This window comes from Bradyrhizobium sp. USDA 3256 (genome assembly GCF_054058275.1).
Genome location: NZ_JBSSAE010000002.1, coordinates 5824477 through 5844572, shown reverse-complemented (window position 1 = coordinate 5844572; position 20096 = coordinate 5824477). Strand labels below are relative to the sequence as shown.

17 protein-coding genes are annotated in these 20096 nt (G+C 64.6%); 13 read left to right on the top strand and 4 right to left on the bottom strand.

The window, feature by feature from the left end; translation table 11 throughout:
* Positions 1–15: 15 nt before the first annotated feature.
* Positions 16–522: a winged helix-turn-helix transcriptional regulator gene (locus ACVWY5_RS29525; protein ID WP_028334861.1), complete on the bottom strand. Its 507-nt coding sequence runs from the start codon at positions 520–522 to the stop codon at positions 16–18.
* Positions 523–727: 205 nt separating this feature from the next.
* On the opposite strand from ACVWY5_RS29525, the gene ACVWY5_RS29520 reads away from it, so the two are divergent.
* The 12 genes from ACVWY5_RS29520 (at position 728) to ACVWY5_RS29465 (ending at position 13250) form a co-directional block, all read left to right on the top strand.
* Positions 728–1366 carry a 2-hydroxychromene-2-carboxylate isomerase gene (locus ACVWY5_RS29520; RefSeq protein WP_028334862.1) on the top strand — a complete coding sequence of 213 codons (639 nt, stop codon included), beginning with the start codon at positions 728–730 and terminating at the stop codon, positions 1364–1366.
* Between the two features lie 104 nt (positions 1367–1470).
* Positions 1471–2985 (top strand): class I adenylate-forming enzyme family protein, encoded by a 1515-nt coding sequence (locus ACVWY5_RS29515; protein WP_028334863.1) that lies wholly within the window; start codon positions 1471–1473, stop codon positions 2983–2985.
* 48 nt (positions 2986–3033) lie between these two features.
* On the top strand, positions 3034–3771 hold the full coding sequence (locus ACVWY5_RS29510; RefSeq protein WP_028334864.1) for an SDR family oxidoreductase: 738 nt from the start codon (positions 3034–3036) through the stop codon (positions 3769–3771).
* A 12-nt stretch (positions 3772–3783) separates the two neighbouring features.
* Positions 3784–4965, top strand: a complete 1182-nt coding sequence (locus tag ACVWY5_RS29505; RefSeq protein WP_028352158.1) for an acyl-CoA dehydrogenase family protein — start codon at positions 3784–3786, stop codon at positions 4963–4965.
* 100 nt (positions 4966–5065) lie between these two features.
* Positions 5066–6196, top strand: coding sequence for an acyl-CoA dehydrogenase family protein (locus tag ACVWY5_RS29500; RefSeq protein ID WP_028334866.1), 1131 nt, complete (start codon positions 5066–5068; stop codon positions 6194–6196).
* A gap of 15 nt (positions 6197–6211) precedes the next feature.
* On the top strand, positions 6212–7399 hold the full coding sequence (locus ACVWY5_RS29495; RefSeq protein ID WP_028334867.1) for an acetyl-CoA C-acyltransferase: 1188 nt from the start codon (positions 6212–6214) through the stop codon (positions 7397–7399).
* A gap of 21 nt (positions 7400–7420) precedes the next feature.
* The gene (locus ACVWY5_RS29490; RefSeq protein ID WP_028334868.1) at positions 7421–8431 is read left to right on the top strand and encodes an NAD(P)H-dependent flavin oxidoreductase; all 1011 of its coding nucleotides are present in this window, start codon (positions 7421–7423) and stop codon (positions 8429–8431) included.
* Positions 8432–8443: 12 nt separating this feature from the next.
* Complete coding sequence (locus ACVWY5_RS29485) at positions 8444–9217, top strand: enoyl-CoA hydratase-related protein (RefSeq protein WP_028334869.1); 774 nt, start codon at positions 8444–8446, stop codon at positions 9215–9217.
* A gap of 41 nt (positions 9218–9258) precedes the next feature.
* Positions 9259–10419: an iron-containing alcohol dehydrogenase gene (locus ACVWY5_RS29480; protein ID WP_028334870.1), complete on the top strand. Its 1161-nt coding sequence runs from the start codon at positions 9259–9261 to the stop codon at positions 10417–10419.
* A gap of 24 nt (positions 10420–10443) precedes the next feature.
* Positions 10444–11250 carry a glutathione S-transferase gene (locus ACVWY5_RS29475; RefSeq protein WP_028334871.1) on the top strand — a complete coding sequence of 269 codons (807 nt, stop codon included), beginning with the start codon at positions 10444–10446 and terminating at the stop codon, positions 11248–11250.
* Positions 11251–11289: 39 nt separating this feature from the next.
* Positions 11290–11991 (top strand): SDR family NAD(P)-dependent oxidoreductase, encoded by a 702-nt coding sequence (locus ACVWY5_RS29470; RefSeq protein ID WP_028334872.1) that lies wholly within the window; start codon positions 11290–11292, stop codon positions 11989–11991.
* 56 nt (positions 11992–12047) lie between these two features.
* Entirely contained in the window at positions 12048–13250 is a 1203-nt protein-coding gene (locus ACVWY5_RS29465) for an ABC transporter substrate-binding protein (RefSeq protein ID WP_028334873.1), read from the top strand.
* Between the two features lie 18 nt (positions 13251–13268).
* On the opposite strand, the gene ACVWY5_RS29460 is transcribed toward ACVWY5_RS29465, so the two are convergent.
* Together ACVWY5_RS29460 and ACVWY5_RS29455 are read right to left on the bottom strand one after the other, a co-directional pair.
* The gene (locus ACVWY5_RS29460) at positions 13269–14822 is read right to left on the bottom strand and encodes a glucosamine inositolphosphorylceramide transferase family protein (protein WP_028334874.1); all 1554 of its coding nucleotides are present in this window, start codon (positions 14820–14822) and stop codon (positions 13269–13271) included.
* Between the two features lie 15 nt (positions 14823–14837).
* On the bottom strand, positions 14838–16028 hold the full coding sequence (locus ACVWY5_RS29455) for a glycosyltransferase family 4 protein (RefSeq protein WP_028334875.1): 1191 nt from the start codon (positions 16026–16028) through the stop codon (positions 14838–14840).
* Between the two features lie 279 nt (positions 16029–16307).
* Between ACVWY5_RS29455 and ACVWY5_RS29450 the strand changes: the two genes are divergently transcribed.
* A complete protein-coding gene (locus ACVWY5_RS29450; RefSeq protein ID WP_028334876.1) occupies positions 16308–18413 on the top strand; it encodes a GumC family protein in 2106 nt (701 codons plus the stop codon).
* Positions 18414–18531: 118 nt separating this feature from the next.
* On the opposite strand, the gene ACVWY5_RS29445 is transcribed toward ACVWY5_RS29450, so the two are convergent.
* Positions 18532–19857, bottom strand: a complete 1326-nt coding sequence (locus ACVWY5_RS29445; protein ID WP_198400244.1) for a lipopolysaccharide biosynthesis protein — start codon at positions 19855–19857, stop codon at positions 18532–18534.
* Positions 19858–20096 lie beyond the last annotated feature (239 nt).

Below are 20096 nucleotides of genomic sequence, written 5' to 3'. Positions count from 1 at the left end.
AAACAGCATCCAGGTCTAATCAGCGGCTCGCTTGGCTCGCTCCTGCGCCTTGGCGTGCACCGGTGATGATTTCCGGGCGCCGGGGCCCGGATGCACGTGGACCGCCTTCGCACTCAGCGGCTCGCCGCATTCCGAACAGACCATCACGGGATCGAACATCTTCTTGCAGGTCTTGTGTTCGTGCAGCATCGGCCGGCCGCGCGAATCGACCATGTGGACGTTGCCCCAGTGCACGATCGACATGATGATCGGATAGAGGTCGAGCCCCTTCTGCGTCAGGATGTATTCGTAGCGCTTCGGCGCTTCCTGATAGGGGATCTTGCGCAGCACCCCGAACCGCACCAGCTTCTTCAGCCGGTCGGCGAGCAGATGCCGCGTGATCCCCAGCGAGGCCTGGAAGTCATCGAACCTGCGAATGCGCAGGAAACATTCGCGCAGGACCAGCAGGCTCCAGCGGTCGCCGATGACAGCCACCGTGCGGGCCACCGAGCACGGCTCCTCCTCGAGGGCATCCCATTTCATCAGCATCTCCTGCGGTCTGCGCCGACATCACCGATTAAATTCTAAAACAGAACTAACGTCATTTCAATAGGATGCGTCGCTTGGAGCCGCGACTTAGTCATTAGATGACAAATATCATATTGACAGTTCTAAAATAGAACTTAAGGTCCCGGCTCGATCAACGCGGCGGCTGACGGCCGCTGGCACTCAAAGGGAAGGGCGTTCTATGGCTGCTCCGCTCAAGGTCGAATTCCATTTCGATTTTGGAAGTCCGAACGCCTATCTGGCGGAACTGGCGCTGCCCGACATCGAGAAGCGTACCGGCGTGAAATTCGACTACATCCCGGTGCTGCTCGGCGGCGTCTACAAGGCGACCGGCAACATGTCGCCCGGCGAGTCGCTGCGCGGCATCAAGAACAAGCCCGAATACAACGTGCTCGAGACCGAGCGCTTCCTGCGCCGCTACAACATCACGACGTTCAAGACCAACCCGTTCTTTCCAGTCAACACGCTGATGCTGATGCGCGGCGTCGTCGCTGCCGATTTCGAAGGGCTGTTCGAGCCGTACTTTCGCGCCGCCTATCACCACATGTGGTCCGAGCCCAAGAAGATGGACGATCCGCAGGTGTTCCGCGAAGCGTTCCTGTCTTCCGGCCTCGATATCGACCGCATCATCGCCCGCGCCCAGCAGGACGAGGTGAAGAAGAAGCTGATCGACAACACCAGCAACGCGGTGGCGCGCGGCTCGTTCGGCTCGCCGACCTTCTTTGTCGGTGACGAGATCTTCTTCGGCAAGGACAAGCTGCGCGAGATCGAGGAGGAGATCGTCGCGCAGCTGGCTGCGCCGCAGCGCAGGACCGCCTGAGCGGGAAAATTCCTCAAGACAACAAATCAAGCCCAAAGGGCTGCCACAGGGAGGTTTCAGTGCAGGCGTCGACCCAAGTTGTTGAACAAGTTGCTGAAGGAAGTGTGGAAGGCTTGCCGAACCGCATCCACGAGGTGATCGATCACCACGTCGGGGCGACGCCGGATCAGCCGGCGCTGATCGACGACAAGATGCGGCTGACCTACCGCGAGCTCGATCGGACGGTCGGTCGCGTCGCCGAGGCGTTGCGGGCACTCGGCATCCGTGCCGGCGACCGCATGATGATCGTGAGCGAGAATTCGATTCCGCTAGCCTGCCTGCTGCTGGCGGCGAGCCGGCTCGATGTCTGGTCCATCGTGGTCAATCCGCGGCTGTCGCCGCGTGAGCTCGACCAGATCAGGGATCACAGCGGCGCCCGCCGCGTGCTGCTGACCGCCGAGGTCTCGCAGGAGGCGGCTACGCATGCCGCGCGTTACGAGGCGGCCGTGCAGGATGTCGGCCCGCTCCGCGGCATCGCCGTCACCGGCCTGAACCTGGCAACCGTGGCGGAGCCGGTCGAGGCCGACGGCGCCAACCAGGTCGCGGTCCTCATCTACACCTCCGGCACCACCGGCACCCCGAAGGGCGTGATGCTGACCCATCGCAATCTGTTGTTCAGCGCCCGGGCGACGGCAAGCTTCCGAAAGATGGCGGCCGATGACGTCCAGTATTGCGTGCTGCCGATCTCGCATATCGTCGGCATCTCGTTGCTGACCATGACCCTGATGATCGGCGCCACCGTGCGTCTGGTGGCGAAATACGATCCGGCCGCGCTGGTCAAGGCGATGACTGAAGAGGGCATCACGATCCTGAACGGCGTGCCCGCGACCTATCAGCGTCTGCTCGAATACCGGCGCAATGCCGGCCTGCCGAAGCTCGATCGCGGCCGGTTGCGCGTGATCTCGGTGGCCGGCGCGCCGCTCGACCTCGATCTCAAATCACGGGTCGAGCAGGAGCTCGGGCTGCCGCTGCTCAACGGCTATGGCATCACCGAATGCTCGCCGGGCATCTCCGGCGTCCGGCCCGACAATCCGCGTGCGGATCATGCGGTCGGCACCGTCATGCCGGGCCTCGAGGCAAAACTAGTCGGCCGTGACCTCAAGCCGGTTGCGGCAGGGGAAGTCGGTGAGCTTCACGTCCGCGGTCCGAACGTGATGCGCGGCTATTACCGCGCGCCCGATTTGACCGCCAAGGCGATCGATCCCGATGGCTGGTTCAACACCGGGGATCTGGCCCGCTTCGAGAATGATGCGCTCTATATCGTCGGGCGGACCAAGGAGATGATCATCCGCTCCGGGTTCAACGTCTATCCGGCCGAGATCGAGGCGGTGCTGAGCACGCACGACGCCGTGGTGCAGTGCGCGGTGGTCGGCCGGCCGGTCGAGGGCAATGAGGAGGTGGTCGCCTTCGTGCAGCTGATCAAGGGCTCGACCGCCACCGCGCAGGACCTGATGGCCCATATTGCCCCGCAACTCACCTCGTACAAGCGTCCGTCGGAGATTATCCTGATGGACGCGCTGCCCGCGACATCGACGGGCAAGTTGCTGAAGCACAAGCTGGCGGAGTCGCTGCGCGGCTGAGACCCAGCCGCCGCAAGCCAGTTCACTCAAACGGAACCGGAGTACACCATGCAGAAGAGAAACAGGACGGTGGCGGTCATTGGTGCCGGTGATTTCATCGGCGGCGAGATCGCCAAGAAGTTCGCCTCCGAAGGCTTTACGATCTTCGCCGGCCGCCGCAACGGCGACAAGCTCGCGCCGCTGGTCAAGGAGATCGAGGCCGCCGGTGGCGAGATCCACGCCCGCTCGCTCGATGCGCGCAAGGAAGAGGAGATCACGGCCTTCCTCAACGACGCCGACAAGCATGCGCCGCTCGAGGTCTGCATCTTCAATATCGGCGCCAACGTCAATTTCCCGATCCTCGAGACCACCGAGCGGGTGTTCCGCAAGGTCTGGGAGATGGCCTGCTACTCCGGCTTCCTCGCCGGGCGCGAGGCGGCGCGGCTGATGATGTCGCGCGGCGAGGGCAACATCTTCTTCACCGGCGCGACCGCGTCGCTCCGCGGCGGCAGCGGCTATGCCGCCTTTGCCAGCGCCAAGTTCGGCCTGCGCGCCGTGGCGCAGGCGATGGCCCGCGAGCTCGGACCGAAGAACATCCATGTCGCGCATCTGATCATCGATTCCGGCGTCGATACCGAATGGGTCCGGCAGCGCCGCATCGAGGCGCTCGGCCCGAACGCGCTCGACAATCCCGATCTCTTGATGCCGCCGGCATCGGTCGCGGGCGCCTATTGGCAGCTCTATCAGCAGCCGAAGAGCGCCTGGACCTTCGAGCTGGAAATCCGGCCCTTCGGCGAGAAGTGGTAGGGAGCCGGTCAGATGGAGCTCGCGCTATCCCCTGAAGATGCGGCGTTCCGCGATGAGGTTCGCGCCTTCATCAAGGACAACTACCCGGCGGAGATGCGCGTCGCCAATCCGGAGACCGATCTCTCCAAGGAGCAGATGCTGCTGTGGCATCGCATCCTGCACCACAAGGGCTGGATCGCGCCGCTCTGGCCGAAGGAATATGGCGGGCCGGGCTGGTCGATCACCCGCCGCTTCATCTTCGAGCAGGAGACGACGCGCGCCGGCACGATGCCGCCGCTGGCGTTCAGCGTCACCATGGTCGGCCCGGTCATCTACACGTTCGGCAACGACGCGCAGAAAAGGAAATTCCTGCCGCGTATCCTGTCCGGCGAGGACTGGTGGTGCCAGGGCTATTCGGAGCCAGGCTCCGGCTCCGACCTCGCCACCGTGCGCACCAAGGCGGTGCGCGACGGCGACCATTACATCGTCAACGGCCACAAGACCTGGACCACGCTGGCGCAGCATGCCGACTGGATCTTCTGCCTGGTGCGCACCGATCCCACGGCCAAGCCGCAGTCCGGTATCTCGTTCCTCTTGATCGACATGAAGTCGCCGGGCGTCACCGTGCGCCCGATCATCACCATTGACGGCTCGCACGAGGTCAACGACGTCTTCCTGGAGAACGTCCGCGTCCCCGCCGAGAACCTGATCGGCGAGGAGAACAAGGGCTGGACCTACGCCAAATTCCTGCTCGGCAATGAGCGCACCAGCATGGCCGGCATCGGTCGCTCGACACGCTATATCGAGCGGTTGAAGAAGATCGTCAAAGCGGAGATTCCGGAAGACGATCCGGCACATCTGGAATTCATCAGGGATATCGCCCGTGTCGAGCTCGACGTGCTGGCGCTGGAGGCGACCGAGCTTCGCGTCGTCGCCCAGATGGCGCGCGGCATCGACCCGGGACCGGCGGCCTCGCTGTTCAAGATCCGCGGCACCGAAATCTTCCAGGATATCACCGAGCTGACGCATCGGGCGATCGGCAATTACGGGCTTGCGATCCGCGAGCATCCCGTCAGCGCCAATCACTTCATGCCGGGCCCGGACTACGGCCACACCGCGTCGGAGAAATACCTCAACTCGCGCAAGCTCTCGATCTACGGCGGGTCGAACGAGATCCAGCGCAACATCATCGCCAAGGCGGTGCTTGGTCTCTAGAGCATGATCCGGAAAAGTGTGAAGCGGTTTTCCGAGGAGATCATGCTCAAACAAGGAGCTAAGGCGCATTTCATCGCGCTTTAGCGGCAACGAGGATCGGATGGATATCCAGTTCACGGAAGAGCAGGAATTGTTGCGGTCCAGCGTCCAGCGGCTGCTGCGCGATCAGTATGATTTCGACGCCCGCCGCAAGATCGTCGCGAGCGAGGAGGGGTTTGGCCGCAAGCAATGGGCTGAATTCGCCGAACTAGGCCTGCTTGGCGCGCCGTTCTCGGAAGCGGTCGGCGGGCTCGGCGGCGGGCCGCTGTCGACCATGATCATCATGCAGGAGTTCGGCCGCCATCTCGTGGTCGAGCCGTTCGTCGAGACGGTCGTCGTTGCGGGTGGCTTGATCGAGCAGGCAGGTTCCGACGCGCAGAGGCAAGCGTTCATTGCCGACATCATCGCAGGCACGAAACTTTGGGCGCTGGCCTGGACCGAGAAGGGTTCGCGCTTCGACCTCGCCACCGTCACCACCACGGCACGCCGCGACGGCGACGGCTACGTCCTCACCGGCGAGAAGACGGCGGTGATGGCCGCGCCATGGGCGGATCATCTGATCGTCTCCGCGCGCACCTCGGGTCATCGTCACGATCGCGGTGGCGTCAGCCTGTTCGTGGTCGATCGCCGCGCCGCCAATCTCGACCTGCAAAGCTTCGGGACGATCGATGGTCGGAGGGCGGCCGAGATCAGCCTGCGCGGCGTGCACGCGGAATTGCTGGGCAGCGAAGGCAAGGGCGTCGCCGCGCTGGAAGCCTGCCGCAACCGCGCCATCGGCGCGCTCTGCGCCGAGGCGGTCGGCGCGATCGGCGAACTGAACGCCGCGACGCTGGACTATTCCAAGACGCGAAAGCAGTTCGGCGTCACGATCGGCAGCTTCCAGGTGCTGCAGCACCGGATGGTTGACATGTTCATCGCGCATCAGGAGGCGTTGTCGCTGATGCAGCATCTCAGCCTCAGTCTCAGCGAGGATGAGGCCGGAGTCTCCCGGCTGGCCGCCGGCGCAAAATCCAAGATCGGTTATGCCGGGAAGTTCGTCGCCGACCAGGCGGTGCAGCTGCATGGCGGCATGGGCATGACCGACGAGCTCAATGTCGGCCACTACTTCAAGCGGATTTCCTCCATCAACATCCAATTCGGCGATCCCGCCTATCACGTGCTGCGCTATGCGCAGCTCGACGCGGCCGCCTGATTCAGAGAGGCAAGCATGTCACAAGATGCAGTCATCGTCTCCACCGCGCGCACCGGCGTCGGCAAGGCCTATCGCGGCGCGCTGAACAACACCGACGGCCCGACTTTGGCCGGCCATGTGATGGCCGAGGCGGTGAAGCGCGCCGGCATCGCGCCCGGCGAGGTCGAGGATGTGGTGATGGGCTGCGCCATGCAGCAGGGCACCATGGTGATGAACGTCGCGCGTAAGGGCGCCATCCGCGCCGGGCTGCCGGTGACGGTCGCCGGGACCACCATCGACCGGCAATGCGCCTCCGGCCTGCAGGCGATCGCGGTCGCAGCCCGTTCGGTGATATCAGACGGCGTCGAGATCGCGATCGGCGGTGGCATCGAGTCGATCAGCCTGGTGCAGAACGAGCACATGAACAGGTTCCATGCCGTCGACGACGAGCTGATGGCGATGAAGCCCGAGATGTACATGTCGATGCTGGAGACGGCGGAAGTCGTCGCCGAGCGCTATGGGATCGGCCGCGACAAGCAGGACGAATACAGCCTCGAATGCCAGCGCCGCGTCGGCGCCGCGCTGCAGGGCGGACGCTTCAACGACGAGATCGTGCCGATCACGACCAAAATGGCCGTGGTCAACAGGGACACCAAGGAGGTCAGCTATCAGCAGGTGACGCTGGCCAAGGATGAGGGGCCGCGGCCGGATACCACGGCGGATGGGCTCGCCAAGATCAAGCCGGTGTTCGAGGGTAAGACCATCAGCGCCGGCAACGCCAGCCAGCTCTCGGATGGCGCCTCGGCCTGCGTGATCATGAGCGACAAGATCGCCGCGCAGAAGGGCCTGAAGCCGCTCGGCATCTTCCGCGGCTTCGTCGCCGCCGGCGTCGAGCCGGACGAGATGGGCGTCGGCCCGGTTGCCGCGATCCCGCGACTCCTCAAGCGACATAACCTCAAGATCGACGACATCGATCTCTGGGAGCTCAACGAGGCCTACGCGGTGCAGGTGATCTATTGCCGCGACAAGCTCGGCATCGATCCGGACAAGCTGAACGTCAACGGCGGCTCGATCGCGATCGGCCATCCCTACGGCATGACCGGTGCGCGGCTCACCGGCCACCTCTTGATCGAGGGCCGGCGGCGCAAGGCGAAATACGGCGTGGTGACCATGTGCATCGGCGGCGGCATGGGCGCTGCCGGCCTGTTCGAGATCGTCCACTGAGCGGAAACGCGGGAGAAACTTGTGAAGACAGCAATCACTGAACTGTTCGGTATCCAACATCCGATCATCCAGGGCGGCATGCACTTTGTCGGCTTCGCCGAGATGGCGGCGGCGGTGTCCAACGCCGGCGGCCTCGGCATCATCACCGGCCTGACGCAGAAGACACCGGAGCTGCTGGCGAAGGAGATCGCGCGCTGCCGCGACATGACGGACAAGCCGATCGGCGTGAACCTCACCTTCCTGCCGAGCTTCACCGCGCCACCCTATCCCGAATACATCGCCGCGATCCGCGAGGGCGGCGTCAAGGCGGTGGAGACCGCGGGCCGCAGCCCGGAACAGTACATGCCGGCGCTGAAGGCCGCCGGCATCAAGGTGATCCACAAATGCACCTCGGTGCGGCATTCGCTGAAAGCCGAGAAGATCGGCTGCGACGCGGTCAGCGTCGACGGCTTCGAGTGCGGCGGTCACCCCGGCGAGGACGACATCCCGAACATGATCCTGCTGCCGCGCGCGGCGGACGAATTGAAGATCCCGTTCGTCGCCTCGGGCGGCATGGCGGACGCGCGCAGCCTCGTCGCGGCGCTGTCGATGGGCGCTGCCGGCATGAACATGGGCACCCGCTTCATCGCGACCAAGGAAGCGCCGGTTCATTCTAATGTGAAGCAGGCGCTGCTCGACGCCGACGAACTCGACACCCGTCTCGTGATGCGCGCGCTGCGCAACACCGAGCGGGTGCTGAAGAACAAGGGCGTCGATGAGCTGCTCGAGATCGAGCGCGAGAAGGGCGCCAGGCTGAAGATCGAGGATATCCACGAGCAGGTCGCCGGCGTCTATCCGAAGGTGATGATCGACGGCGAGATGGATGCCGGCGCCTGGAGCTGCGGCATGGTGGTCGGCCTGATCCACGACATCCCGACCGTCAAGGAGCTGATCGACCGTATCATGGTTGAAGCCGAAGCCATCATCCGGCAGCGGTTGACCGGCTTCCTCGACGGCAAGTTCGAAACCACGCCGGCCCGCGCGGTCGCCTGACGGGAGAGTGCCATGACCGAGCATGTCAAGGTTGAGATCGCCGCCGGCGTCATGACGCTGACTTTGCAGCGGCCCGAGAAGAAGAATGCGCTGACCGGCGCTATGTATAATGCCATGTCGCAGGCGCTGAGGCAGGCGGAGACCGACCCGGCCGTCCGCGTGATCCTGTTCCAGGGCGACGGCGACAGCTTCACCGCGGGCAACGACCTTGCCGACTTCGCGAGCCAGGCACGCGGCGAAAGCGCAGTCGATAGCCCCGCGCATCGCTTTATCGAAACCATCAGCAAGGTCGGCAAGCCGCTGGTCGCGGCCGTGCAGGGCAATGCGGTCGGCGTCGGCACCACCATGCTGCTGCATTGCGACCTGGTCTATCTCGCCGAGAACGCCCGGCTGATCACGCCCTTCGTCAATCTCGCCCTGGTTCCGGAAGCGGCGTCGAGCTGGCTGTTGCCGCTGCGGATCGGGCACGCGCGCGCCTATGCGATGTTCGCGCTCGGCGAGCCGATGGACGCGCAGGGCGCGTTGGCATCAGGCCTCGCCAATGCCGTGGTGCCGCAGGCCGATCTGCGCCAGAGGGCGCATGACGCGGCGATCGCGCTGACCAGGCGACCGGTGGGTTCGCTCGGCATGACCAAGAAGCTGATGCGTGAGCAGCAACGGATCGCGGCGCAGATCGCCGAGGAAGGCGTGCTGTTCAAGGAGAGGTTGACGACGCCTGAGGCGCGCGAGGCCTTTGCAGCCTTCGCCGAACGGCGTCAGCCCGATTTCACCAAGCTGTCGGCCTGACCGGCGGCGTAACTCACGGACACATCGAGGGAGTGAACAGCATGGGCGTCATCGGCAGCCATCAATATCCCGCCATGGAATCCGTGATCTACGGCAAGCCGGCAGCCGAGGCGCTGCGCGAGGAGGCCGAGCGGCTGGGCACCAGGCGAGTCTACCTGATCGCCAGCCGGACGTTGAACACCACGACCGACGAGATCGAGAAGATCCGTGACGCCCTCGGCGACCGCCATGTCGCGACCTTCGACGGCGTGCCGCAGCATACGACGCGGGACGTGGTGACGCAGATCGCGCGGCAGGCCAGCGAGGCCAGGGCGGACCTCGTCGTCGCGATCGGCGGCGGCTCGGTGGTCGATGCGGCGAAGATCGTGCTGATGTGCATCGAGCACGCGATCTTCGAGCCGGCCGGGCTCGACGGCTTCGAGACCACGCCGGACCGGCGCTTCGGGCCGTTCCGCTCGCCGAAGGTCCGGATGATCGCAATCCCCAGCACGCTCTCGGGCGGCGAGTACAATTCCGGCGCGCTGGTCACCGACACCAGCCGCAAGCTGAAGCAGATCTTCAACCACCCGATGATGATGCCGCGCAGCATCATCCTCGATCCCGCGATCACGAAATATACGCCGGAGAAGCTCTGGCTCGGCTCCGGGACGCGGGCGATGGATCACGGCATCGAGGCGATCTGCTCCAGCCGTCCCAATGTGCTGGTCGATGCGGTGTGCCAGCAGGGGTTGCGCTATCTGCACGATGGTCTGCTGCGCACCAAGGCCCACCCCGATGACGAGGCGGCGCGGCTGAGCTGCCAGCTCGGCTCCTGGCTGTCGGCGTTCGGATTGCAGTCGCGGGTGCCGATGGGCGCCAGTCATGCCATCGGCCATGTGCTTGGTGGCACCTGCGACGTGCCGCATTATTTCTGCACGGCGGTGATGATGCCGAGCGTGCTGCGCTACAACCGCCCGGCGACGGAGGCCGCCCAGCAATCGATCGCCGCTGCGCTCGGCGCGCCGGGGCGCGACGCCGGCGAGGCGTTTGCGGCGTTCATCGCGGAGCTCGGCCTGCCGCGGCGGCTTGCCGATGTCGGCGTCGGCGAAGACCGCTTCGAGCTGATCGGCCGGAACGCCATGCTGTCGATCTTCACGCGGGCCAACCCGCAGCCGATCCGCGAGCCCGGCGACGTCGTCAAGATCCTGAAGCTCGCCGCCTGAGGCATCAGCACCGGAGCAGCCGCCATGGCCGCCTTGCGCATCTTCTCCTATCTGCCGAACCCGCGCGTCTGGAAGGCGACCATCGCGGCGCGGTTCTGCGGTGTCGATGTCGAGGTCAGGGGCGCCTCGGGCAAGGAGCTGCGGGACTGGTTGTGGGACTATGATGCCCGCCCGCTGGCGGAGCACGAGCGCGCCTCGCTGTCGTCGCTGGCGCGCACCGGGCGGGTCGGACTGACCGGCGCGCAGCTCTTCAAGACCGATGCGTTCATGGCGGCACAGCCGTTCGGCAATGTGCCGGCGGCGTTCGGCGCCGACGGCAAGGTCGGGATCTTCGAATCGAACAGCATCATGCGCGCGGTGGCGCGGCTCGGCGCGGCAGCATTCCCGCTCTACGGGCGCGACGCCTATGAGGCGTCGCGGATCGACAGTTTTCTCGATGTCAGCCTGGTGTTCGCGCGGGACTCGCAAATCTATCTGCTGGCGCTCTCGGGCGGCACCGTCGATGCGGCCATTCATGCGCGGGCCAAGGATGCGTTCGCGATCTATGCGTCCGGCATCGAGCAGGCGCTGTCGCCGCGGCGGGAGGCGCTGGTCGGGAACGGTGTCTCGATTGCCGACATCTGCTTTGCCGCCGAACTCGCGCTGTTCATGAATGAACATGCGCGGACCGAGCAGCTGCAAAAGCAGGGATTGACGAAAATCCTGCACCCGGGCGCGCAGGATGAGTATCCGCTGATGTTTGCTCACTTTGATCGCCTGATCGCGCATGAGCACGTCAGACCGGACCTCAAGCCTTATGTCGAGAAGCTGCTGTCGAAGGCAGCCGCCTGACCATGAAGGCCATCGGCCGCAACGCGGAGGGTTGATCGCATGACCGCACCTGTCTGTCTGATATCCGGCGTTGGGCCCGGCACCGGTTCGGCGCTCGCCAGGAGATTCACCGAGGGCGGCTATCACGTCGCGCTTCTCGCCAGGAACGCGGAGCGTCTCGCTGCGCTCGAGCAGCAGCTGCCGGGCGCAAAGGCCTATCGGTGCGATGTGTCCGATCCCGCGCAGGTCGAGGCGGTGGCCTCGGCCGTGGAGCGCGATCTCGGCAATCCCGCCGTGGTCATACACAACGCCGTCGGCGGGGCATTCGGCACCTTCCGCGAGATCGATCCGGAGATTCTCAATCGCAACTTCCAGGTCAACACGATGGGACTGTTGTACCTGGCGCGGCGGTTCGCCCCGGCGATGATCGCTGCCGGCAAGGGCGCGATCGTCGCGACCGGCAACACCTCGGCATTGCGCGGCAAGGCCGGCTTCGCGGGGTTCGCGCCGACCAAGGCGGCGCAGCGGATTCTCGCCGAGGCGATGGCCCGCGATCTTGGGCCGCAAGGTGTTCATGTCGCCTATCTCGTGATCGATGCCGTGATCGATCTGGAGTGGACGCGCAAGCGCTGGCCGGATCGGCCGGACGACTTCTTCATCAAGCCGAAAGCGATCGCCGACGAGGTCTGGCACGTCGCCCATCAGGATCGCAGCGCGTGGTCGTTCAATGTCGAGATTAGGCCGTTCGGAGAAGCCTGGTAGGCGCCGCACGTCGGTCGCAAGAGTTGGTCAATTCATAAAAGCTCAGGGGGAATTTCATGTTGTTGAAGACGTTTGCCGTATCCGTTGCGATGCTTGCGGCGCTTGCCGCGGCTCCAGTCCGCGCCGAAACACCAGGGGTCTCGGAGTCGGAGATCAAGGTCGGTGCGACGTTCCCGTTCAGCGGGCCGGCATCGCCGCTCAGCAACACCGGCAAGGGCCTGATCGCCTACGTCCATTCCGTCAACGACCGCGGCGGCATCAACGGCCGCAAGATCAACCTCATCACCTATGACGATGCCTACACGCCGCCCAAGGCCGTGGAGCAGACCCGCAAGCTGATCGAGAGCGACGAGGTGGCGTTCCTGTTCAGCCCGCTCGGCACGCCCGGCATCGGCGCGACCATCAAATACGTCACCGCGAAAAAGGTGCCGCATCTGTTCGTCGTCAGCGGCGCGACCAAGTTTGCGAACTTCACCGAGTTTCCGCTGACCACCACGGGGCTGCCGAGCTACAACACCGAAGGAAAGATCTACGCAAAATACATCACGCAAACGGCGCCCGACGCGAAGGTCGCGATCCTCTACCAGAACGATGATCTCGGCCGCGATTTCGTCGTCGCGTTCAAGGAGGTGCTGAAGGCCGATTTCGACAAGAAGGTCGTGACGTCTCCCTATGAGGTCACCGAGCCGACCATTGAATCCCGCGTGGTGACGCTAAAGGCGTCGGGTGCGCAGGCGTTCCTGATCGCCGGCACGCCGAAATTCGCGGCCCAGGCGATCAAGAAGGCGAACGAGATCGGCTGGTCGCCGCTGACCATCGTCAACTACGTGTCGAGCTCGGTTTCCGCGACCATCGTGCCGGCGGGGGCGGACAAGGCGGTGGGCGTTGTGGTGGCGACCATCACCAAGGACCCGAACGACAGGAAGTGGGCCGACGATCCCGGCATGAAATGGTATCGCGCCCATTTCGAGAAGTATCTTCCCGGCGCCGATATCGGCGACAACAATTATCTGTTTGGCACCCAGCAGGGCCAGATTCTGGAGCAGGTGCTGAAGCAGTGCGGCGACGACCTGTCGCGCGAGAACATCGTCAAGCAGGCGCGCAACATCAGAGGGCTCGTGCTGCCGACGCTGATGCCGGGCATCGCCATCAACACAGGTCCCGACAACAGCATGGCCTATACGCAGCTTCAGCTGCAACGCTGGACCGGAAGCTCATGGGAGCAGTTCGGCGGCGTACTGAGTGCCGACCTGAACTGAACCGGGTCGACCGAGGCGTTAGTGGAGCCGACGTGCGATCGGCTTCGCTAGCGTGTTTTGCCATTCCCGCTGCGCCGACTGGTCGCTTGACCGCAGGCTATTCAGCAAGGCTGTGGTCTTCGGCTGAACCCGCGAACCGTCGATCACCTCGAGCCGGCCGCAGCGGTTGAGCGTGTGCAGCTTGCGTCCGGTCCACAGCGGCCCGGGTTTGAGCAGATGGCGCACGGCCTGCCGGTAAGTCGTCGGCGACAGTTCGAGCACTTCCGCAAGTCCGAGCGCCGCGCCGTATCCGTTGCTGCAGTCCTGCACCGGCCGCCACAGCTTGCCGTTGATGGTCACGAAATTGCCGGCCGGCCGCGTCGTCGCGCGATCGATCAGGATCGGATTGCTTGCATGCGGACGCCAGGGGCCGAACAACTGCTCGGCGTAATAGATCGCCAGCGTGTCGGAATATCCGCCGGTGCCGTCGCGCCAGGCGCCGAACATGTAGTAGAGGCCGTCATGCTGCGTGATGGTCGCGTCGGCGAGTTCGAGCCCTGACAGCAGCGTGCCTTGCCGTTCCCACTTGTCGGGAAAGCGGACGCATTTGTAGATCGGGACGTCCCGATGCGCGGTGCTTTCCGGGATCATCCACAGCTCGCCGTTGTTCTCGATCAGGAACGGGTAGGACAGGTGCCAGGGCTCTTCGAGCACCGGCAGCACCGTGCCGACCGGACCCTTGCCGTCGAATTCGATCGTGGAGATGATGCCCTTGCCGGTGCGGTGGTCGAGGTCTTCGAAGAACACGAAGGTCCTGCCCTGCCACTTCACCGGGACGGGATCGGCATAGAAGTGATTGCCAGGATCGCCGAGCACGTTCCAGGCAGGTCCCGACAGGTCACCGGTCCGCCAGACATCCGCGTTGTCGGCGTAGCGCCATCCGACATGCCAATGCGGCGCGTAGCAGCAGAGACGGTAGATTTCCTTCGCGATCGAGGTCGCGACGCCGCGCAGGACAAAGGGCGCGGGATTTCGCGGCGCGCTGGCCGCCGGCACAGCCAGTTGCGGCACCAGTCGCGGAGCCCCCGACAGGATCGGCGGCAGCATGGACAAGGTACGCGCCATCACCGTTTCGAGCCCGCCGCTCAGGCCGGCGGCGATTTCCGCCGAGGGATGGCCGCGGTCCATCACCGCGCCGTCGAGCTCGTTGACGATTTCAATCACCGGCAGGTCGCCGGCGAGAATGGCGGCCAGTGCGGCGGCTTCGCCCGCCTGTCCGTTGAAGCGTGGACGGAGGTAGAGCCCGGCGGAGCAGTTCGGGTCCCGCGCGGCAGTGGTGAAGTCGACCACCACATCGGGGTTGCCCATGCGCGGTCGTTCCGCAATCGTTTTCAGCCTGTCGGCCTCGCCCGCCTTGCCCTTGCGCAGCACGATGCGTTCGAGCTCGAACAGCATGTCGAGGCCGGCGGGCCTGGGCCCCGGCGTCGTCGTCCAGGCGATTTGAACGGGAATATCCTGATCGTTGACGCGCAGCGTCTCGCGACGCATCCAGAGCCGCGCCTGCGCTCGATCGCAGCGAAACTCGATAATCATGTCCAGCCCAATTTCCTAGTGCGCGTCCACTCCTACGGCATTGCCGAGAATCCGGACGTATTCCTCTATCATGGCATCCAACGAATAACGCGACTTCAGGCCTACGGCGCTTTGCCGCAGCTGGTCGCTCAACAAACGATCGGTCAGGACTTTCGATACGGCGGCCGAAAACTCTGTCTCGTTAGCCGCGTCAACGAAGACCGCCGCGGGCCGTCCGTCATAGGACAGCACCTCGCGCAGCACGGGTAGATCGTTGACGACGCAGGGGATGCCGGCGCTCGCGGCTTCGACCGCGGCGAGGCCGAAGGTTTCGGCCTGCGTCGGAAATACGAAGACGTCGAGGCACGCCAGAAATTCGGCCATCTGGCGCGGTGGAATCTCGCCGATGAAGTGCAGCCGGTCCGCGACATCAAGCTCGTTCGCCAGGGCTCGCAGCCGTTCCTCATCCGCGCCTTGCCCGGCGAGGGCAAGATGCCAGGATTGGTCGGCGGCCAGCAGGCGAATCGATGCATCGAGCCGCTTGTGCGGATGCAGCCTTGCCGCGCAGCCGAGCAGCGTGCGATCCGGGGGTAGCTTGAACTGCTGCCGCGCGACGTTCTTCGGCAGGCTGTGCGACTTGTCGTCGAAGCCATGGGGGACGTGCGTCATGCGCGCGCGATAGGTCGCGGGATAGCGCGCGTATTCACGTTCCATGTCGCGCGAGTTCAGCGTGATGCACTGGAAGAAGCCGGTCGAGCCCATGATGATGTCGGCGGTTCGCACCGGCATGCTCATCGACATCGCCGAGGACACCTGGTTGGCGATCACCGGGGCGCGGCTGACGAAGCGCGAGACGCCTCCGCCGATCACATTGCCGAAGTGCTGGAAGGTCAGCACGACATCGGGCCTGAGGGTCCTGAGATGACCGGCGAGCGTCCACAGCATCCGCAGCAGCGCCAGCGGGTTTCCCGGACGGCTCGGCGCGCAATAGAATGTATTGGGCGGCTCGTCGAACGAATCCGATTTGCGGAAGAAGAACAGGTTGGCGACGTCATAGCCGCGCGCGCTGAGGCCCGCGCCGAGCAGCCGCGATATCTCCTGCGCGCCGGCGTTCTCGGCCTGGGTCTGCACCAGGACGACACGCAGCTTTGGCTTGCCCACGTTCGATTGATCGCGTGATGCGGTCGATGCCTCGCGCAATTCTGTGCTTGGCCTGTAATGGAGCACGGCTTCCTCACCCGTCGAAGGAGTGGAATCGTCCCCCTCGCTATTGCGCGCGTACTTATCACGCGAGGCGCGCTCGTAGACCGAGTAGCGCGTGTTGAGGTTACTGCTCATTTCGTGCGATCAGACATTGCCAGCAATCGTGAGCCATTGTTTCACACATAGGGTACAGCCGGCTCGTTAACTAATTGGTTACGTCCGCATGAGGAGGGGGTAACCGTGGATTAACCATAGATATTTACGTTGGAGCAGTACTGTCAGTTGAATTCGAGTCACAGCCCCATGAAGTTCGGTAGCCGCGTAGGCCCGAGACGTTCCGAAGCCACGGAACCCGCCGCGTCGTGGGAAACTGCCGGCGTGCAGACCAGCCAATCCTCTGCGGAAACCACCAAAGGCGTGCTTAGCATTCCCGGCGTGGTGGCTTTTTTCCGCGAGAACGGTCAACGCATTCTAATGCTCGCCGCGGTGATCTTCGCGGTCGGCGTCATTCTGCTGATGTTGATTCCGGCGCGCTATGCCGCGACCGCGCTCGTCGTGGTCGACCCGCGCGAGCAGCGCGTGACCACCGATCAGGACGTCCTGCCGGGCATCGGTCAGGATGCCGCAGCACTGCAGAGCTATGTCGAGATCGCCAAATCCGACGGATTTCTCGGGCCGCTGATCGAGCAACTCAAGGTCGCCGAGGACAGCGACATCTCCGGCGGCAGGACCGACCCGACGCGCCTGCTCGACAGGTTTCGCAACCGGCTCGACATCTCCCGGCGCGGATTGACCTATGTCATCGCCATCAAGTTCACGTCCAACAACCCGCAGCGCGCGGCGTACTACGCTAACGCGGTGGCTGAGGCGTTCGTCGCCAGCCAGCGCGGCACGCGCAGCGTGGCGACCGACGAAGCCGCCGACTGGCTGAAGAGCCGCCTCAAGACGTTGAACGACCGCTTGCGGTCTTCGGAAGATGCCGTTGCGAAGTTCAAGCTCGAGCACCGGATCGTCAACGCCGGCAAGGAATCGACGACGCAGCAATTGCGCGTCACCGATCTGACCCAGCAGGTCGCCGCCGCGCGCGCCCGCACCGAGGAGGCCAAGGTTCGCTACGAGCAGCTGCAGCGCGACCTGAAGGCCAATGTCGACGGGCCGGTCAAGCAGGACCTGCTGAGCGCGCTGCGCGCCCAGCGCTCCGCGCTCAACGACCAGATCGCACAAAAGCGCGGGGTGCTGGGCGATCGTCATCCGGACCTCGTGATGGCCCTCAGCCAGCTCAGCGATCTCAACCGCCAGATCGAGATCGAGCGGAAGAAGAACATCGACACCGCGAAGTCGGAATATGAGGCGCAGCGCGATCAGCAGAAAGCGCTCGAGGATCAGCAGAAGGCGGTCGAACAGCAAATCCTGATCGACGGTCAGGCGCTGGTCAAGCTGCAGGAATTGCAGCGCGACGCCGACGCCAACAAGAATATCTACGAGCAGTTCCTCTCGCGCTACAAGACCACCGACGAGCAGCGGCTGCTGCAGAGCTCGCAGACCAAGGTCGCATCGCCTGCGACGCCGCCGGTGCGCTCGACGCTGCCGCCGCTTCCGCTGTTGCTGGTCGCGCTCGCGATCGTCTCGCTGCTGACGTCGACGGCGATCGTCGCCGTTCCCGGTCTGAATCTGAAGCAGCTCCCGATCAAGGCCATTCCGCCGCTGCGTCAGGCCGAGGCGCCCGCACTTGCGCCGGCCGCGCCGCAACCTGCGCTGCCGCCGGGATTGCCCGTGCTGGCCCGCATTCCCAACATCGCGTCGCCGGACGCGGTCAGGAGCGTTTGGCAGACCCCGATCTCGTCGACGGCCGAGCCCGATCTCAGTGCGCATCTTGTGCTACTGATCGAGAACATCGAGCAGCTTCCGGGAGACCACGGCAAGGTGGCGCTGCTGCTGTCGGTCGAGGCCGGTGCCGGCGGCAGCACCGTCGCGCGGTCGCTGAACCGATCCGCGGTCAAGAACGGAATGCTCAGCGTGCTGATCGAGATGGAATCCAGGCGCGCCGAGGGCGCGCCGCCGCAAGGATTTGGGATCATCAAGGCCGATCTGCCGTCCGTCGTCGAGCTGCTGGGCGCCAGCAGCAAGGCGCCGCCCTATCCGCCGGACGATATTCGCGCCGATTTCGGCCTGATCATCGTCGACGCATCGTCGCTTGCCCTGCAGCCTGCCGCGGTGGCGCTGGCTGCCCATGCCGACCTGGTGATCCTCGTGGTTCGCGAAGGGACCGCCAACTCGGCCGCGATCGGCAAGGCGCGGGCCGATCTATCCGGGTATGGTTCGGTCCCAACCGCGCTGGTCGTCAATCGCGTTGCGGTCAATGACGCCGTTCGCGGTCGCCAGGGCGAGGCGCTCGGCCTGGCGAGCTGAAGGCGGTTCAGCTGAAGCGGGAGCCTTTCGATTCTGATGGTACCGGAACGCGGCTCCGGATTCTTGTCTTGACGCGCTTTCTTCACGCGAACCGGTATCGACTTCGTTCGAAAATGCTCTAGTCGTTGCTGTCGGCAACGCGGACCGCGTAGGCATCACCTTTCGACGGCCACAGATGCGACAGCACCAGAATGGATGGGTCGACGCCGGTCCGCCGCCGGCACAACACGTTGAGCGCGATGGTGGCGAGGACCAGCGAAGCCGTCGCCGCGATCGCGGCGCCGAGCACGCCGAGCCAGGGGATCAGCACGACAAATCCCAGCAGCCGTAGCGCCACGTTGGCTGCGACGACGGGAACATAATCGCGCTCATGGCCTGTCAGCTGCAGAACAGCGGCAGAGGGCCCGCCTGCCGCCTGGAAGGCCGTTCCGATCGCGAGCACGATCAGCACCCACTGCTGCGCCGCAAAGTGCGGCCCGAACAGGCCGAGCAGATAGGGAGCACCCACCCAGACAATGACGAGCCCGCTGAGCACGCAGAGCGCGGTCACCTCGGCCATCAGTTTCAACGTATGCTCGAGCTCGCCGTGGTTCTTGCTGAAATACAGCGAGGGCAGACGGCGCGCCCCGAACGTGTACAGTGCAGCCGACAACATCGCGAAGATGTTCGCCAGCCGCGAGGCGGCGAAATAGACGCCGGCGGTGGCCGGATCCAGCATCCAGTAGACCAGGATGACGTCGAAATACTGGTTTGCCGCCTCGAGAATGGAGGCGAGCCAGAACCGGAATGCGCTCTTGTTCCAGCGCGAGGCCTCGAAGCGCGCCGTGACCGACCGCAGGTTCGGCAGCACGCGCATGATCGATACGATTTGCACGACGAGCCCGAGGGCCATCGCGCCCGACATCGCGCTGAACAGCTCGGCGGGGGTGAGCTGCCGGTGGCCGAACAGCACCGCGATCAGGAACAGGACGACGGCGACGCGCCAGAAGAACTCCCGATTGCCTTCGCCCATCAGGATGCTGACCAGGGATCGCGCGATCTGGCTGCCGAGCATGAGCCCTGCATTGATTGCGGTGAACGCCGAGACCGACAGGATCAAGAGCCACCACTCGCCGCGAATGCTTGCCACCGCGGCGATCGCGGCGATCGAGATCAGCATCCCGATGGCGGAGTTCTTCAGGCTCGACAGCAGCACACCCTTGGTGAACTCGGTCTGGCCGCGCACCTCATACTCGTTGAGGAACCGAACCAGGAGCAGCTCCTGGCCGACCAGGCCCACCACCGAGGCGATCTGGGCGACGGAGAGCAGGGTTGCGAAGTTTCCAAACGCGTCGGGCGTCATCGCCCGCGCGGCGAGCGAGAACAACGCGAATGCGAGCCCGCCGCTACCAACCTTGAGCAGGATGGTCCCGGCAACGCCGCGCGTAACGTCGCGCCGTAACAGTTGGAGCACGGAGGCAATCACCAGAGACGTCTCAATATCCAGTGGGGCTGTTGACCGCAGCAATCGGTGAAGCCTGGAGTGTTAATGTTCTCTTGCTAAGATTCCGTTCCTCTCGAATGGCTGCCGGGCCCAACGCAGTTGTGAACAGGGCCAGGTCGCGTTGCTCCATTCTGGAACGGCGCCGTCTGCCCTGTCCCCAAACGGCGCAGGTCGGATTTGCCTCCAGCGCCCGGTCCAGT

Coding starts and splice junctions, on each gene's coding strand:
- ACVWY5_RS29505 (WP_028352158.1), top strand. CDS start 3,784: ATGGAGCTCGCGCTATCCCCTGAAGATGCGGCGTTCCGCGATGAGGTT.
- ACVWY5_RS29495 (WP_028334867.1), top strand. CDS start 6,212: ATGTCACAAGATGCAGTCATCGTCTCCACCGCGCGCACCGGCGTCGGC.
- ACVWY5_RS29460 (WP_028334874.1), bottom strand. CDS start 14,822: ATGATTATCGAGTTTCGCTGCGATCGAGCGCAGGCGCGGCTCTGGATG.
- ACVWY5_RS29510 (WP_028334864.1), top strand. CDS start 3,034: ATGCAGAAGAGAAACAGGACGGTGGCGGTCATTGGTGCCGGTGATTTC.
- ACVWY5_RS29525 (WP_028334861.1), bottom strand. CDS start 522: ATGAAATGGGATGCCCTCGAGGAGGAGCCGTGCTCGGTGGCCCGCACG.
- ACVWY5_RS29450 (WP_028334876.1), top strand. CDS start 16,308: ATGAAGTTCGGTAGCCGCGTAGGCCCGAGACGTTCCGAAGCCACGGAA.
- ACVWY5_RS29485 (WP_028334869.1), top strand. CDS start 8,444: ATGACCGAGCATGTCAAGGTTGAGATCGCCGCCGGCGTCATGACGCTG.
- ACVWY5_RS29465 (WP_028334873.1), top strand. CDS start 12,048: ATGTTGTTGAAGACGTTTGCCGTATCCGTTGCGATGCTTGCGGCGCTT.
- ACVWY5_RS29475 (WP_028334871.1), top strand. CDS start 10,444: ATGGCCGCCTTGCGCATCTTCTCCTATCTGCCGAACCCGCGCGTCTGG.
- ACVWY5_RS29480 (WP_028334870.1), top strand. CDS start 9,259: ATGGGCGTCATCGGCAGCCATCAATATCCCGCCATGGAATCCGTGATC.
- ACVWY5_RS29500 (WP_028334866.1), top strand. CDS start 5,066: ATGGATATCCAGTTCACGGAAGAGCAGGAATTGTTGCGGTCCAGCGTC.
- ACVWY5_RS29520 (WP_028334862.1), top strand. CDS start 728: ATGGCTGCTCCGCTCAAGGTCGAATTCCATTTCGATTTTGGAAGTCCG.
- ACVWY5_RS29470 (WP_028334872.1), top strand. CDS start 11,290: ATGACCGCACCTGTCTGTCTGATATCCGGCGTTGGGCCCGGCACCGGT.